This window comes from Mucilaginibacter sp. UR6-11 (genome assembly GCF_020880695.1).
GTDB lineage: Bacteria > Bacteroidota > Bacteroidia > Sphingobacteriales > Sphingobacteriaceae > Mucilaginibacter.
In genome coordinates this window covers 385,216-401,815 of the sequence record NZ_JAJIWO010000002.1, presented here as the reverse complement: position 1 = coordinate 401,815, position 16,600 = coordinate 385,216, and the positions used below count along the sequence as shown (strand labels likewise).

Annotated in this window: 10 protein-coding genes and 1 tRNA gene; 4 read left to right on the top strand and 7 right to left on the bottom strand. The window is 43.3% G+C overall.

The features are described 5' to 3' along the window. Positions 1 to 110: 110 nt before the first annotated feature. The 7 genes from LJ658_RS07180 to LJ658_RS07150 form a co-directional block, all read right to left on the bottom strand. Positions 111 to 1,649: a RagB/SusD family nutrient uptake outer membrane protein gene (locus LJ658_RS07180; protein ID WP_230545797.1), complete on the bottom strand. Its 1,539-nt coding sequence runs from the start codon at positions 1,647 to 1,649 to the stop codon at positions 111 to 113. A gap of 21 nt (positions 1,650 to 1,670) precedes the next feature. Then, positions 1,671 to 5,000 (bottom strand): TonB-dependent receptor, encoded by a 3,330-nt coding sequence (locus tag LJ658_RS07175; RefSeq protein ID WP_230545796.1) that lies wholly within the window; start codon positions 4,998 to 5,000, stop codon positions 1,671 to 1,673. A 362-nt stretch (positions 5,001 to 5,362) separates the two neighbouring features. Continuing rightward, positions 5,363 to 6,238, bottom strand: coding sequence for a hypothetical protein (locus LJ658_RS07170; protein ID WP_230545795.1), 876 nt, complete (start codon positions 6,236 to 6,238; stop codon positions 5,363 to 5,365). Between the two features lie 29 nt (positions 6,239 to 6,267). Then, complete coding sequence (locus LJ658_RS07165) at positions 6,268 to 7,500, bottom strand: YdcF family protein (RefSeq protein ID WP_230545794.1); 1,233 nt, start codon at positions 7,498 to 7,500, stop codon at positions 6,268 to 6,270. Positions 7,501 to 7,774: 274 nt separating this feature from the next. Beyond that, on the bottom strand, positions 7,775 to 9,874 hold the full coding sequence (locus LJ658_RS07160) for an LruC domain-containing protein (RefSeq protein WP_230545793.1): 2,100 nt from the start codon (positions 9,872 to 9,874) through the stop codon (positions 7,775 to 7,777). 417 nt (positions 9,875 to 10,291) lie between these two features. Further along, positions 10,292 to 11,026 (bottom strand): hypothetical protein, encoded by a 735-nt coding sequence (locus LJ658_RS07155; RefSeq protein WP_230545792.1) that lies wholly within the window; start codon positions 11,024 to 11,026, stop codon positions 10,292 to 10,294. A 150-nt stretch (positions 11,027 to 11,176) separates the two neighbouring features. Next, positions 11,177 to 11,248: transfer RNA gene (locus tag LJ658_RS07150), tRNA-Glu, on the bottom strand. 269 nt (positions 11,249 to 11,517) lie between these two features. Here LJ658_RS07150 and LJ658_RS07145 point away from each other — a divergent pair. The 4 genes from LJ658_RS07145 to egtB are packed head-to-tail and all read left to right on the top strand — an operon-like array spanning position 11,518 to position 16,600. Further along, a complete protein-coding gene (locus LJ658_RS07145) occupies positions 11,518 to 12,909 on the top strand; it encodes a mercuric reductase (protein WP_230545791.1) in 1,392 nt (463 codons plus the stop codon). 6 nt (positions 12,910 to 12,915) lie between these two features. Further along, the gene (locus tag LJ658_RS07140; RefSeq protein WP_230545790.1) at positions 12,916 to 13,881 is read left to right on the top strand and encodes an ABC transporter ATP-binding protein; all 966 of its coding nucleotides are present in this window, start codon (positions 12,916 to 12,918) and stop codon (positions 13,879 to 13,881) included. Beyond that, positions 13,874 to 15,445, top strand: coding sequence for an ABC transporter permease/substrate-binding protein (locus LJ658_RS07135; protein ID WP_230545789.1), 1,572 nt, complete (start codon positions 13,874 to 13,876; stop codon positions 15,443 to 15,445). Before LJ658_RS07140 ends, LJ658_RS07135 begins: the two co-directional genes overlap by 8 nt. A 6-nt stretch (positions 15,446 to 15,451) precedes the next feature. Then, complete coding sequence (gene egtB / locus LJ658_RS07130; RefSeq protein ID WP_230545788.1) at positions 15,452 to 16,600, top strand: ergothioneine biosynthesis protein EgtB; 1,149 nt, start codon at positions 15,452 to 15,454, stop codon at positions 16,598 to 16,600.

Sequence of the window (16,600 nt, the reverse complement as noted above, 5' to 3'; positions counted from 1 at the left end):
CACACACAGTCGCTGATATTTAAGGCTTATAATAGTTTCGTTTATCGGCCTTTCATCGTAAAGTAAAAAGGGAGGTGTTTTTAGCAGCCTCCCTTTTTACGATCAGTTATTTATTGATAACCAGGATTTTGGTACATTTTTACCGGATCCAATTTATACTCATCAAACGGGATAGGGTAATAACGATCCTTGGTTGTGAAATTTGCCAATTGTACGGCTCCGAAATCAGCCGGGTTCTTGGCTTTAAAATAAGCCACCAATTCATCGGTGGTAAAGGTACGCAACAGGTCGAACCAGCGGTGATGCTCAAAGGCCAGCTCAACACGGCGCTCATGTAAAATTGCCAGCTTAAGCGAAGGGAATTTAGTGGCATAAGCCGGGTCGGTCATAGAAACGGCATAAGTTGGCATACCCGCGCGGGTACGCACCATATCTAAATACTGGATAGCGCCGGCCGTATCGCCTAAATAGTTACTTACCTCGGCAAGCATTAATATTACATCAGCATAACGCATCAATATCCAGTCGTTACCACCATAACCTAAGTTGGAAGCTGCAGCGCTCGCATCTCTAAATTTAGTAATGAACCAGTCCTTCACTATAGGATCATTGGCAAACTTTACCGAAAAAGCCATTCGCGGATCATTGGTTTCGTATTCGTTAATCAAATCATGCTGCACATTACCGCCAACACCGGAGTTGGGTTTTAATGAATTTATAGTCTCGCCTTTGGCCTGGTTATTATAGGCGATATCCGAACTATAAGTTACATCACCCTGTTTATTGTTTATCTGCCAGATCAGTTCAGGGCACGATGTTTTTTTGGTTACGTCAAAAACATCAGTATACGGAATGGTGCTTAATGTTGTAAACGTTCTCAGGTTATAAGCATTCAGCAATGCCGTTTTGGCGCTGTTAAGATTGGCGGTACGGTTAGTCTGATCCTGCGTGGTTGCCATGGTCAGATACACCTGGCCTAACAACGTATATACCGCCGCTTTTGAAATACGGCCAATCGTACTAGGTGTTTGGAGATTAGGCAATGGTGCATTAGATGCGTCGGTAAGGTCAGCTAAAATCTGTTTATAAACAGTGGCCTGTTTTTCCCTGAAAGTACCAGCGGTAACATCTGCAACTGTGGTTAGCTGGGTGGTAACCAACGGCACATCTCCCCAGGTTCGTACCAGATGAAAATACATTAATGCTCTTAAAAATTTCGCTTCGGCCGCGTATTGCAGTTTTTGATTAGCGTCTGTAAAAGGGACCTTATCAATATAAGTTAACACGATATTGGCCCTGCTTATGGTTGTATATAAGGACACCCAATGGCTTTTTAAATACGTATTGCTGGGGATAAGCGAAAAGTTATTGAACTGAAATGGCTCGCCCGCGTTAGATTGATTATCGTTACGGCCTGTATCGTCCGAGCGCTCGTCTGTCCAAAGGCCGCTGTCTTCACCAATATTGTTATTGCTGCGCAAAGACTGGTAGATGCCGTTTACGGCCAATAAAACATCATTTGGCGATTTAAAATCCTCACTTAGAGAAACCGCATTGGGGTCACTTTGTTCCAGGAAACTTTTTTTACAGGCTGAACTCAATAGGATCAGGAGCGTAAAACTGGTTATAATGATTGACTTGTTTTTCATTACTGTATCGTTTAAATTTCTTTAAAAAGTAATATTCATTCCTAAGTTGTATGAGCGTACCAATGGGTAAACGCCATAATCAATACCGGGGGTAAGGTTTGGCGGTTGTGTGTTGTTTGAGGTGCTGCTGGTATTGTTATAATCAACTTCGGGGTTATAGCCCTTATACTTGGTTATTGTGAAGGCATTGACTACGCTGGTAAATATACGCGCCTTGCTTATACCTATCCGGGTCATCCACAGGGATGGTAAGGTGTAACCCAGCGTTATGTTGGTACAGCGCAAAAACGAACCATCCTGCAGGTAAAATGTTGATAAACGTGTACTGTTACTTTGAGTACCTCCACGTGATGCACGATAAAATGAACCATCGCCCGGGTTAGCCGCGTTACGGTAACGATCTGCCACATTTGCGTATTGATTACCTGAGCCTTCGCCGTTATACAGGTAATAATCCTGCCCGTCAAGCACCTGGTTGCCATACGAACCATTAAATGAAGCAGCAAGATCAATACCTTTATAAGTTGAGTTTACGCCGAAACCATAAGTGAATTTTGGATAAGGTGTACCAATAACGGTTTTATCATTATCATTAATAACGCCGTTGCCGTCCATATCCACAAAATAAAGATCGCCCGGTTTTACAGGATTGGTTGATGAAGCCGACGCCGGCACTTTGCTAATATTCTCAGGTGTTACCGTACCTGCTACTTTAAATCCGTAGAACATGCCCACCGGTTGGCCCTGCTTGGTAATGTTGGTGAGGTATGAACGTTCTGCGCCGTTAATAATAATGGTATTATTACTGCTTAGTTTGGTAACCATGTTCCGGTTGATAGAAATGTTGCCGCTTGCACCGAATTTAAAATCCCTGTTATCAATTATTTTTCCATCCAGCTGCAGATCTAACCCATTGTTCCTGATCTGTGAGTTTTTAAGGTTGGTTAAAACAACCGTAGTATTGGTTGTGGTACTGCCCGCAATTGCTGAAATTGGTTGGTTATATAACAGGTTATAAGAATAACTCAAATAGTAATTGGCGATGATAAATAAGCGGCCGTTTAACAAACCAAGATCTGCGCCAAAGTTATATTGCGAAGTTGACTCCCAGCTAAGACCTGGGTCTTTGATCCCGCCCGGATAAGTTGCCGTAGTGATGGTATTACCTATAACAACGCCGGTAGGGCTGGCTAATGTTTGTTGGGTATTGTAGTTACCAATATTGTAGTTGCCGCTTAAACCCCAGCTGGCACGCAATTTAGCAGTCGAGTTTTTACCCAGCCAGTCATGATAAAAAGGTTCTTCTGATAGCGTCCAGCCGCCCGCAACTGAAGGAAAGTAACCATATTTATTTAACGGGCCGAAACGTGATGAACCATCAGCACGGAATGAGCCTGTTAAAAAATACTTGCCTGCATAATTATAGTTAACCCGGCCAAGGTAGGAAAGAAGTGTATAAACGGATTTTTGCGTAGGCGTAAGACCTAAGCCCGCCTGAGGGTTTGCCAGGGTAACCAGGGTGAAATTGCTTGGGTCGGCTCCTTTATTGGTAATTTCCGGAATATTATCATTCTGGAACCCCCTTGCAAATACGCTGACAATATCAGTGCTTGTTTTTTGCGCCGTGTAACCCGCCAATACATCCAGGTGATGCTTACCAAACTGCTTATTATAATTCAAGGTAAGCTCGCCCAGTTGATCTGACTGCGTTAAATTTTGCGCTGCAGCAGTTGCGGCGGCTATTGATTGCGGCGATCCCGGAGGATTGGCACCATTACTTAAGTTAGTAGGCAGGTAATAATCGTATTTTTCGGTATAGCTTTGCATGCCCAGGTTTGCTTTGAAAACAAGGCCTGGCATAATAGTATAACCTACAGCCGCGTTATAGGTGCCCCGATAGCCTTTCCGGTTAATTTTTGTGCGCTCGGCTAAAGCAACCGGGTTTTCTATCGACTGCCAGCCATACGCGGATGACTCGGAGGCAGCCCGGTTAGTTGCCAAAGACCCATCGGCATTATAAGCCGGGAAAAATGGCATATAGATCAATGCCCCTAAAATAGGCCCGTGATCAAAACGGCCTTCCTGAACCTCTTTGTTGGTGTTTTGCGTATAAGAAACATTTGCACCGATATGCAGTCGTTTGTTTACATCGCCTTCTACATTGGTTCTGAAATTATACCGTTCTTGCCCGGTGGTATGAATAATACCATCCTGGTTTTGATAGCCACCGCTTACATAATAACGCATATTATCACCACCACCCGAAAAGGAAAGATTGTGTTTTTGGAAAAAGGCGTTATGATATAATTCATTTTGCCAATCGGTATTTACCGTTTGATGAATTTCTGTCTGGTTGGCAAAATCATAGATATACGTTGGGATTTGCACACTTCCGGCATTGCCTACATTAGTTACACGGGTAGCATTAACATCGCTGTACATTGCATCGTTCCAAACATGCCCGGAATTAACCCAAAGGTCATGGTAAGTATTATTACGGGCATCAATTACCAATTGGGCGAACTGATCAGAGTTTAATAATTTTACTTTATGTGCCAGCTGGTTAACCCCGGTCTGCACATCGTATTCAAATTTACCAACGCCTTTTTTACCATGTTTGGTTGTAATAATTACGACACCTCCGGATGCGCGCGAACCGTAGATCGCTGCCGAAGCAGCATCTTTCAAGATATCAACAGATTCGATATCTTCCGGATTGATAAAAACATCATTACCTGCCGGATATCCGTCAATTACGTATAAAGGATCTGAACTGGCATTGAGCGACCCAATGCCGCGTACCCGTATTTTTGGGCTTTGATAAGGAGCGCCACTTGTTTGCGATACCTGTACACCGGCAATTTTACCAACAAGTGCCTGGCCAAGTGTTGGCGAAGACAGGTTTAATTCTGCTGCCTTTACACTTGAAATAGCACCGGTAACATCGCTTTTACGCATGGTTTGGTAACCTACGGCAACAACCTCGTTTAACATATTGGCGGCGGGTTTCATTTTTACACTGATATTAGTGCTGTTACGAACCACTATTTCCTGGGTTTCATAGCCTATAAATGAAAAAACCAGAGTGGTACCCGTCTCGGTTGACAGACTGAATTCGCCACTTGTGTTGGTAACGGTACCTTTATGCGATACTTTTTCATATACGCTTACCCCCGGCAAAGGCTGGCCTGTTTCATCAAGGACCACGCCCGATACTTTTACGGCGTCAGCTGCGTTATTGGGTAATATTGCCGCATTTAAGGGCATGCAGAAGGCCAGTAATAACAGGCCCATAAGATTTAACTTTGCATAAAACTTTTTTAAAGAATTATGAGTAATCTTTTTATTCATATTTTTAAAAATTGATTGTTAGAAACGAACAAAAGCATGCAACCGCTTTATGAGTTATTTGACAATTAGCCGGGCCGGATGAATGTTAGCGCATTCTCCGGTTCATTTTTTTATATCGCCGGTGCCGATATCTAATGAGTTCAGTTTTTTACATAGGCAGACGTAAAGGGGGATTTAATTAACAATTGTTAACGATATTCCAAAAAAGCGAACTGTTTTTAAAAAAGGACGTATAAACAGCGCGTTTATTTTGAAATATTGGCAAAGCTAACGCCCCAATCTTAAGCGTATGCTATTAAAAGATTAAGTTTATATTATACAGAGCGGTTAAACCGGGAACTTTAATTAACGAGGCGGGGAGTTTACCAGCTAATGTGCATAAAGTTTACATTGTCTTTGCGCGATGAAGTTACGGCTATTCCTTTCTGATCATTACCTGTGAACGAAAACCCTTCCAATTCATCCCCGCGGTCAATATGATCCACCACGTTCACCGTCACCTGCCTGCCGGCATCAACAGACTGCTCCAGGTCGACATAAGTAAACCGCCACTGCCGGCCCTCTATCTTATTCTGGATAAGTACCAGCAAGCCTTTATCAGCTATCCAGTTCAGGTTCTGTACCCAGGGGGTACAGGTAAACTTTTTAAATAGCACGCCCGGTTCGCTGGTTTTTTTGCAGGTGCTTAATTTTACGGGATCATATAACCTGACCTCATTGCCGTGATCGCCGTAGTCAGCCGTGGCGACATACCATTTGTTATGATATTTTACATACTCGGGCCGGGTGCCTTGTATACAGGCATCGTCATCAATCGTATTTAATAACGGGCCGTCAAGGGTGCCTTTTGCTAACAATCCTTTCCAGTCAATACAATAGATATTAGTTTTCCAGACGGTTCCTTCGGGATTCATTTTTACAGAATTCCCCATAAAGGTCGGCCCGACGCCATTGTAAGCGATACCGGTTGGGTGACTGATCACATCTCGGCCGTTTCGGGTAAGTTTATATTCTTCGTGCAGATAAACCAAACTGTCATGATCCATTTTAAACTCGCGGATCATGCCCACCTCGCGGTCACCATATAAAAAAATGCGGCCATGCTGATATGATATGCCCTGGCAGGCGCCCAATGAATCCACAGTAATGGAACGCTCAAGGATAATGTCAGCCTGGTAGGTTTTAAATGCCAGGAGCGCGATAGTTAATAATAATATTGCGGGGATAGCTTTTTTCATGATAGGTGGAAAATGATTGCCGGGAAATCTTATGGATCAAGCGGCTCATACGGATTGATCTGCATAGCGTCCGGTACCGCAAAAAATTCAACCTCAGTTTCTGAAACATGCTTACCTAATTTATAGGGCACGTACTTTAATTCCTTTTCGCATCTGGCGGCCATCATCAGGATACCGTTAGTTTGCGATTTATCAGTTATTACCAAAGCGGGCCTGGTTGCCGGGATACCGTACCTGTATATTAACCTGACACCGTTACGCATATTAGTAGTAGTATGCCTGGCATGGGGTTCCAGAATAATGGCACGATCAGGTATGTGCAACACCTTTATAAGGTACGTCTTCATTTCTTCAGCCTCGCAGTATTTGGTTTTATAAGGATGCACTTTGCCGCCCGAGGGCATAATAAATGGCGCTTTGCCATCGCGGTATTCCTGTGCAGCCAGGCGGCAGCGCAACATGCCTTCTGCGCTCAATGCAACCGAAGGTTCATCGGGCCCGGCGCCGGGTATTAAAATTACTGTATAAGGATATTTCTTCCAGTCGGTAATTTTCACCTGGTCAACAGCCGGCTTGTTAACGGTTTGCCCCATTGGTTCATAATTGGCGGGGTCTTGCCGCTCATTAATTTGCAGATACAATAAGGCTGCCTGCATAGCCGGTTCAAAAAATAAGCGGGTAGTTTTTACTTCGCCTGCTAACGTTGCATTTACATCATACAACAATTTAGCATATCTCCGGGCTTTGGTATTAAAGCTAATGGAATCAATAAGCGGGTAGTTTGGCTTTTTCCCTTCGCCATAAACTTCTATAGTGTAGTTAATGCCTGCGGCATCCTGCTCCCATGCTTTTACCAATAGTTCGGCCGGGTTTGTAGTTTTATATAAACTATAGGTATATGAAGGGATCAATTTATTTTTAACCAATAGCTCTAAAGAACTGCCGGGTTTGCAGAGTGTGGTAAGTTTAGCACTTATCTGTTTAATTTCATCAGGAGTAAATTTAACACGATCGGTAAAGCATGCGGCATCTTTGCATTCTGTAACAGAATTATTTAAGTCTTCCCGTTTTCTTTCGGTTAACCGGGATAATTCCGAATCATTTTTCAATAGTTGGTTAACCACCTTATCCTGCTCAAACAAAGTAAGCAGGTAGTAATTTTTGGCCTGTACCCAATTTGGGGATGAAATGAATTGGGTAGGCGCCTGGGCAAACGCCAACCGGCAAAAACCTAAACATAAAAGCAGCAATATTTTTTTCATTTTGGCAATTAATCTGCTGCAAAAAATGCTTTTTAATATGAAGTGAAGGTTAAAAAGTTATTATTAATAAACTACTCGCAGGCATTAGGCGCGGCCTGCGCCAAAATCCAAATTGACCGGTATACATTGACATCGTACTTTCGTTTGCCTATTGCAACGCATTTGTTAGCTTAAGGTAATGTAGATAACCGTCGCGATCTTGTCTCATTCAAATCTACCTACTAAATAAAGCGCCCATCTATCCGGATGTGGCGCTGTATTATATTTAAAACGGTTATTTTAGATATAGGTTGCTTGTGTTACGATAGCCGGCTGCTGTGCTGCTATACCAGTCGGTATAGCTTGTTCCGCCTGACCGGGCCCAGTCTGCAAAATGCAGGTAAGCTTGATTAATATTTGCTGTCTCAATAGGATAGATAAACGAGTCAGTAAAGTTAATGGCCCACGGCTGGTTATCGGCAGATAGGTAATACTTGCCCGTTGCAACGGATGTTTTATCATCATCTGTACCAAATAATTTGCTGTCAGCTTTATCTGTTGGTGCAAAGCCCGGCAGGTGAACTTCGTAACCGCGGCGCAGGTTGCTGATCAGAAATGGGTTAAAGGCAGATACTTTCAAAGTTGAGGCATCTACCGGTGAAGTAAAATTTACGGTTACAGAAGCTGTTTGGCCGGTTACTTTTTCCTTCGAGTTCAGGGTGTTGATAAAGAACGCGTAATCAAAATTATGAACCATCAGATCATGATTATCAAAAGGTACAATTACAGCTTTGCTTTGTCCTGCTTCCACCCCGTTGCTTGCCAGCGTGATATAGCTGCCGGCTGATAGTTTGTAACCACTAACAGATTGTACTGCCGAAGCGGCTACCGGTAACTGTACACCAAAGCCATTTTTAAAGGATGCGCCGGCGGCAGCTACTGCATAATCGCCTGTCATACTCACTACCTGATTTTTAGCGTTGCTAACAAAGCTGTAGCGATATTGCACAACCATGTCATTCAGGTCCAGGTCGCCTTTTTTAGGCCAGTTGTCTTCAAACGCGATATTAGCGTAAGTATCTTTTGACGGGTAATAGTTGATGTAAGCCTTGGTGGCATCGTTAGGGAAAGCATCCTGCTCATCCTGCACGCCGTCACCATCAGTATCACCGCCTTTATCAATCATCGCCACGTTGGTGTTATTAATGGCCGTGATGGGGTTAGCCGTAGCGTAAACTACCAGGTCGTTAAAGTCATTATCAGAACTTGTTCTGTTTTGATCTTCAAATCCCATAACATAAACCTTATGTACATCATCATATAACATTACCTCATGCTGACGCAGGGCGCTGCTGGTTTCCGGGTTAAACTCATTCTGGCTGTAGAATTTGGGGGCACTGGTAGTTACACCGTATCCGGTCCAGGCATTTTGTAACAAAACAAATGCAACTGTTGTACCTGCATCAAAAGTGCCAAGTTTTACTTTATCGCCTGATTTAAGGCCGCCACCCGATCCGCTGCCTGAAGCATTAGGGAATATATAAGTTATTTTATCAATGCCATCAAACAGCGTACCGCCGCTTGAGCGTGATGGCGGGTTGCTAGTGCTGTAAGTATAATAGGCTAATGTATTTTGATAACCTGCCCCCTCTGAAACATAGGTAACCCATACATCAGTTTTCGTTGTCAGGTTAATCGTATTTACTTTGTTGTTAAGATAATCAGGATGGGTAGTAGCCAATGGTTTGCCTTCAGGCAATGAAGCGTTAATATATGATAGTAATGAAGCATCAATTACATCACTTGCCGCCTCAAGATATGTCGGACGGCCAAGGTTTGTTGGAGATGTGAAAGCATTTAAAGCAGTGTAGCCAGTGGGATATCCAATTTCTGTACCGAACAATGAATTGCTTTTTATTGAACCATTGCCTGGCGTAATTTCAACCTTATTATTAATTACGTCTGCTACAATGTCGCCGCTGTAGCCGTCTTTACCACCAATTACCACCGAGATAGTACCGTTGTTAATTTTAGCTGTTGCATTGCGCAACAAACCTACATACGCAGGGTCAATAACCAGTGTACTATAGTATGCCTGAACGGCAACTGCTACTGTTAAGTTGCCTGCTGCGTTAGTTACGCCTTTAAATAAGGGATCGCCGGAATCAACCTTATCAGGAGCGTAAACGCTTACCACAACACCAGCTAAAGGCTGATCATTATTAGTTCGAAGGGTAACGTTCAGATTTACAGTCTGTGAGGTGGAAAAATTGAACCCGTCAGGCGCTATTTTAGCTACATTAAGATCAGTTTGCTTATTCGGCGAATTTTCTTTTTTGCATGAAACTAAAATAAATAAACCAACAAGGAATAAAAATGGAAATAGTCTTTTCATAAATTAATTATAGGGATTGAATTTTAACTTTAAGTTTTCTAGTACGGTTTATTGTCAAAAAATGTTCCGAAATTTAAAAACAATGATAAAATCGTAACTAAGCTGAAAACCAAACCAGGAAATAGTTCGATAAAAACATCAATGGTGGAAGATATTTCCCAAAAAAGGGATGAATCTAAAGCTGTTGGTTTGAAATGGTCGGTGAACGTACTGGTAAGCCTTTGTTTTTTTGCTACCCTTGTCTATCGGCGGCTCAAGGGACATCATTTTTTGCAAAAAAGAGGCAAAAGAATCGGGAAGCTGGTAAATGGTCAATTTTTAATTTGGTTGAGGTCTTCCAGTCTCAATTTATTTGTCTGCCCGGTTCGCACTGTTGGTTACTCAAATTGAAAAAACAAAGGCGTGTTTAGTGAAAAATCAATTAGCAAGAGTGTTGTAATACACACCAAAATTGAGCCGTAAATAACCATTTGTCAATTGTTTCTGTTGTCCATCAGCGCCAAATACAACTGCGGTAAATTTTGCTTCCAAATTGTAACCGCCACCATTAGATGTTGTTGTAAAACTTAGTATCTCGAAAGTAGAATTATTTTGAAATCCCGGTGGAATAATGACCGTATTGACGCCGTTATAGGCATTATAAGATGAATACTCTTTGTTATTGGTTGTTACATCAATGGCAATGCCATTTTGTGAATTTTGCCATTCAAAATCTTCAGCTAGCGGATGTTTGCCGACTGTAAACAATTTAAGCACATCAGTTAACCCAGGCATCCATGGAAGCCCTTGTTTTTGCCTGGCGCATTTTTTTAAAAAGAATACGTTTATGTTTGCACTGTTAGAATATATGGCGTTTTTCTGAAAATACATTACAGAGTCTGGCTTGCCGACAAGGGAATACCCGGGGATATTGTTGTCATTGGTAAAAACAAGTTTCCGGTTTGCATCTTCGCCTCCGCTGGATATATTATTAAGGCTCATACCACCAGCCGAATACGTTTTACCATCTATCGTGTAAGATACCGAATCACGTATCGGAGCTATTACAGGTACTTGAGGCTGGGTGGAAGAAATTTGCGGGTTAGCTTCTTTTTTACATGATGCAAATGCCAACAAAAGCAAAACGGCATAAATAAGGTTAAGGTTTTTCATAAATTTTTCAAGTGTAGGTGACGCAAATTTAGTTGTATTAAACCAATTTTCAATCAATAAAAGTATAATAGAATTGTTTCAGCCCATGTCCGGTGGGGATTACCTGCACATTTAAAACACAAAAGCCTCCAACTTTCGCTGGAGGCTCTGTAGCCCGTAGGGGAATCGAACCCCTGTTTCTAGAATGAAAATCTAACGTCCTAACCCCTAGACGAACGGGCCATTTAAGTTGTGGCTAAGTCTTATTTTTATAAGTAAGAAATCGGTTTTTTGACTTTTTACTTTTGGCTTTCGACTTAAACCATTCCCTTATTTTGGGATTGCAAAGATATACCTTTAATGATAAATTAAAAATATTCTTTAAAAAAAATATTTTTCGATGTTTTACCTGCGCATTTTGATAGCTGATATTCAAACAAAAACCGCTTTTTATCATTATAAACCTATTAAGTATAAGCTTATCTTTATTAACAGATCCACAAGCCATTAGCATGAAGCCAAAACAATATGATGCAATAGTAATAGGCGCCGGGCAGGCAGGCTTACCTTTAGCTAAAAAATTGGCCAAAGCCGGTAAAAAAGTGGCGCTGATAGAGAAACGCTGGGTAGGCGGCACCTGTGTAAATGATGGCTGCACGCCTACAAAAACCTGGGTAGCATCGGCAAAAGCCGCGTATATGGCTGCCAATAGCGGCCCGCTTGGCATTAAAGTAAAAAGCTATAAGGTAGATATGGCGCTGATTAAAAAGCGCAAGGATGATATTGTGATCCATGCCCGCAATGGCGGCACCAAAAACGCGCAGGAAACCCCCAACCTCGACCTGATATTTGGCGAAGCCGTTTTTACTGACGTTAAAACCATTGCCATTGCCTTAAATGAAGGCGGCACCCGGCTGTTAAAAGCTGATTGGATCTTCCTGAACGTTGGTGCCAAAACTTTTATACCTGATATTGAAGGCCTGGCTGATATTGAATATCTAACTTCGACCTCAATTTTAGAGCTGGATAAAGTACCCGAAAACCTGCTGGTAATCGGCGGCAACTATATTGGGCTGGAGTTTGGGCAAATGTTCCGCCGGTTTGGCAGTAAGGTAACCATCCTTGAGAAATCAACCCGCCTGGTACCGCGCGAAGATGAAGACATCTCCACCGGAATGCGCAAGATCCTGGAGCTGGAGGATATTGACGTGCAAACCGGGTCGCAGGCCATGAAATTTAAACAAAATAAAAAAGGCAGGATCATTGCCACCATAAAAAATGCGGAACAGGAGAAGAAAGCCAAATTTAGCCATGTGCTGGTTGCTGTTGGCCGCAGGCCAAATACAGATACGTTGGGCTTAGATAAAACAGGTGTTAAGTTAGATGATAAAGGTTACGTAAAAGTAAATGGCAAACTGGAAACCAATGTTAAAGGCATTTATGCTTTGGGCGATGTAAAAGGCGGACCGGCATTTACGCATATATCTTATAACGATTATACCATTGTGTACCGCAATTTGATCGAGAAAACAAACTATAATACCGGGGACCGCCCTGTACCCTATTGTATGTTTACCGACCCGCAGTTGGGCCGTGTAGGCATAAGCGAGCACGAAGCCAAAGAGCAGGGCCTTGATGTCATAATTGCTAGGCTGCCTATGGCGCGCGTGGCCCGTGCGGTTGAAACCGGCGATACTCGCGGATTTATGAAAGCGGTTGTAGACCGCAAAACCAAAAAGATACTAGGGGCGGCCATTTTGGGGCAGGAAGGCGGCGAGATTATGTCAGTATTGGAAATGGCGATGGAAGGCGGTATAACGTATGACCGCATAAGGTACTGTGTATTTGCGCACCCTTTGTATTCAGAATCGTTAAACAATTTATTTATGGGGATTGATGATTAATTGCCGATGATAAAGGTTGACCACTTAAGCAAGTCATTTGGTAAAACTAAAGCTGTCGATCAGATCTCGTTTGAGGTTGCCGGAGGCGAGAACCTTATTTTATTGGGTACCAGCGGTTGCGGCAAAACCACCACGCTTAAAATGATCAACCGGCTGATCGAGCCAACCGGTGGTAAAGTACTTATCAATGATCAAAACATCATGGACCAGCCGCCCGAAATGCTGCGCCGCGGCATCGGGTATGTTTTACAAAATAACGGCCTGTTCCCGCATTATACTGTTGCCGAAAACATCGCTATTGTCCCCCGGTTACTTAAATGGGACGAGAAAAGAATCAAACATCGCGCTAGCGAATTACTTGAGAAACTACATCTTGATAAAAAATATTTAAACGTTTACCCTAACGAGTTAAGCGGTGGCCAGCAGCAACGTGTTGGCCTGGCCAGGGCTTTGGTTGCTGACCCGCCGGTGTTGTTAATGGACGAACCATTTGGCGCGCTGGATAACGTAACCCGCTCAAAAATACAGGCCGAGTTTAAGGTATTGGATGAATTAAAGCGCAAAACCATCATTATGGTAACGCATGATGTACAGGAGGCGTTTGAACTGGGCAACCGCATTTGCCTGATGGATAAAGGAAAAGTCATTCAAAACGGTACACCAACTGAGCTGCTGTTTAAACCGGCCAATGCCTTTGTGAAAGATTTCCTGAAAGAGCAACGTTTACAACTGGAATTTAAGGCCCTGCGGTTGAATGATATCTGGAAGTACCTGCCATCGCAAACGCCCAAACAGGGTTCGGTTAATTTGCATGGCGATGTAAGCTTTTGGTCGGCTATTGAAACTTTTAAGTTTATTAAAACAGAGCACCTGCATATTAAACATCAGCAAAAGGATGATTACCGGTCGGCAGGATTTGAGGAGTTGATGTCGGCATTTTATCAATATAAAAAACATCAGCCGCATGAATGAGCAACAGCAAACCTTGTGGCAGTTCATGGCGCAGCAAAGCGATAAGCTGCTTATGCAAACGTTGCAGCACATCGGGCTTACTTTTATCTCGCTAATTATTGCCGTATTAATTGGTTTGCCGCTGGGTATCCTTATTGCCCGCAAAAAAAAACTATCAGGATCTGTTTTAGGGGTGGCGGGTATATTGCAAACCATTCCCAGCATAGCCTTACTGGGTTTTATGATCCCTTTATTGGGCATCGGCGCAAAGCCTGCTATTGTGGCCCTGTTGCTATATGCCCTGCTGCCTATTATCCGCAATACCTATACCGGCATTACCGGTGTCGATGCTTCGGTTAAAGAAGCGGCAGAGGCCATGGGTATGAGCAAATGGCAGGTGCTGTTTAAAGTTGAGCTGCCGCTGGCTATGCCGGTGATACTGGCAGGTATCCGTACCGCTACGGTCATCAATGTGGGTGTGGCGACACTGGCATCATATATCGCCGCGGGCGGCTTAGGCGAGTTTATATTCGGCGGCATCTCGCTTAATAATACCAATATGATATTAGCGGGTGCTATCCCGGCGGCATTACTGGCGATTTTGTTTGATTTTTTGCTGTCGCGATTGCAGCATCTGAATTTAAAAAAGCTAAAAACGGCCACGGCCACCTTACCTATGCTGCTTTTCATCTTAGCTTGTTTCTATTTTATCCCGTCAGCCTATGGCGGCAAGCTTACCGCCGGCTTTACGCCAGAGTTTATGGGCCGGCAGGACGGCAACCTGGGTCTGCAAAGTAAATACGGTTTAAAGATCCATACCATTGTAATCAGCGATGCGGTAATGTACAAAGCCGCGTTTGAAAAAGAGCTGGATGTAATCAGCGGCTACTCAACTGACGGCCGTTTAAAAGCCTATGGATTGATTGTTCTGGATGATGACAAGAAGATCTTCCCGCCTTATTACGCCGCGCCGATTGTGCGGGACGATGCCTTGCAGAAATTTCCTGAACTGGAGAAAACATTAAATCTGCTGGCAGGCAAAATAAATGATAGCGTGATGACAGATTTAAATTACCGTACAGACTATCTTCACCAAAACCCAGAACGCGTAGCAAAGGATTTTTTAATGGCTCATAATTTATTGCGGCCCGAACGGGGCGGCAGTAACGGTATTATACGCATCGGCTCAAAAATATTTGGCGAGCAGTACATTTTAGCCAGTATGTATACCATGCTGATTAAAGGTTATACCGATTATGATGTGGCTACTAAAACCGGCCTGGGCGGCACTAAAATTTGTTTTGACGCGATGACTAACAACCAGATAGACCTTTACCCCGAATATACCGGCACGGGCCTGTTGGCAATTTTGCAGCCATCGCAAAAAGAGATCGACGCGGTAACCGGTGATAAAGAAAAGACTTACACTTACGTGAAAAACGAGTTTGAAAAGCGCTACCACATTAAATGGCTGCAACCTATTGGCTTTAACAACGCCTATGCTTTAATGATGCGCAAAAAACAAGCCGGCGAATTAGGTGTTAAAACTATATCCAATCTAAAACAATATTTAGAGCGTAAATAACTCTTGATGGAATTACTTGACCGTTATTTTAAAGTTAGAAAGCATACCGAAGCCATTTGCAGCCACCTGCAAACCGAGGATTACGTGGTGCAACCCGTGGTTGATGTTAGTCCGCCCAAGTGGCATATTGGGCATACAACCTGGTTCTTTGAGACTTTTATACTGAAGCCTTATTTTATGGGCTACCAGGAATATAACCCCGAATACAATTATGTTTTTAACAGCTATTACGAAACTGTGGGCAACCGCGTTATCCGTACCGACCGGGGTAATTTAAGCCGGCCAACGGTTATAGAAATTTACCGCTACCGCGAGTATGTGGACGACGCCATGACTAAGTTTTTATGCGCGGAGCCAGCTGCAGATGTAAAAGAATTGCTGATCCTGGGCCTTAACCACGAAGAGCAGCACCAGGAACTTTTATTAACAGACATTAAATATATCCTGGGCCATAACCCGCTGTTCCCGGCTTACAATAAAAACTATGTATCGCCAAAAGTTGAGGTTAGCAATGCAGGATTTATCAGGCTGAAGGAAGGCGTTTACGAGATAGGCTATGCCGGCAATGGCTTTTGTTTTGATAATGAATTGAACCGCCATAAAGTTTATCTGAATAGTTTTGAGATTAGCCCCAATTTGGTAACCAATGCCGAATACCTGGAGTTTATTAACGCTGATGGTTACCATGACTTCCGCCACTGGCATGCCGAAGGCTGGGATTGGGTTAAAAGCAATAAAATTGAATCACCGCTTTACTGGCATTTAATAGATGGCGAATGGCACGCCTATACTTTCCACGGATTGGAGCCGCTAAGGTTACATGAACCGGTTTGCCATATCAGCTATTTCGAGGCATATGCCTACGCCAGCTGGAAGGGAATGCGCCTGCCTACCGAGTTTGAATGGGAAGCCGCCGCACCCCAGTTTGCCTGGGGCAAAGCCTGGGAGTGGACCGAAAGCTCCTACCTGCCCTACCCTGGCTTTTTTAAAGCAGGTGGGGCAATTGGCGAATATAATGGCAAGTTTATGGTGAACCAGAAAGTACTGAGAGGAGCTTCAGAAGTTACTTCACCGGGACATAGCCGCATTACTTACCGCAATTTTTTTCAGACCCATTTACGTTGGCAATTTACTGGCATAAGGCTTGCTAAGTAA

What these genes read in the sequence shown, in the direction of transcription:
- LJ658_RS07165 (WP_230545794.1), bottom strand. Translation starts at nt 7,500, where the DNA reads ATGAAAAAAATATTGCTGCTTTTATGTTTAGGTTTTTGCCGGTTGGCG.
- LJ658_RS07140 (WP_230545790.1), top strand. Translation starts at nt 12,916, where the DNA reads ATGATAAAGGTTGACCACTTAAGCAAGTCATTTGGTAAAACTAAAGCT.
- egtB (WP_230545788.1), top strand. Translation starts at nt 15,452, where the DNA reads ATGGAATTACTTGACCGTTATTTTAAAGTTAGAAAGCATACCGAAGCC.
- LJ658_RS07135 (WP_230545789.1), top strand. Translation starts at nt 13,874, where the DNA reads ATGAATGAGCAACAGCAAACCTTGTGGCAGTTCATGGCGCAGCAAAGC.
- LJ658_RS07180 (WP_230545797.1), bottom strand. Translation starts at nt 1,649, where the DNA reads ATGAAAAACAAGTCAATCATTATAACCAGTTTTACGCTCCTGATCCTA.
- LJ658_RS07170 (WP_230545795.1), bottom strand. Translation starts at nt 6,238, where the DNA reads ATGAAAAAAGCTATCCCCGCAATATTATTATTAACTATCGCGCTCCTG.
- LJ658_RS07155 (WP_230545792.1), bottom strand. Translation starts at nt 11,026, where the DNA reads ATGAAAAACCTTAACCTTATTTATGCCGTTTTGCTTTTGTTGGCATTT.
- LJ658_RS07175 (WP_230545796.1), bottom strand. Translation starts at nt 5,000, where the DNA reads ATGAATAAAAAGATTACTCATAATTCTTTAAAAAAGTTTTATGCAAAG.
- LJ658_RS07160 (WP_230545793.1), bottom strand. Translation starts at nt 9,874, where the DNA reads ATGAAAAGACTATTTCCATTTTTATTCCTTGTTGGTTTATTTATTTTA.
- LJ658_RS07145 (WP_230545791.1), top strand. Translation starts at nt 11,518, where the DNA reads ATGAAGCCAAAACAATATGATGCAATAGTAATAGGCGCCGGGCAGGCA.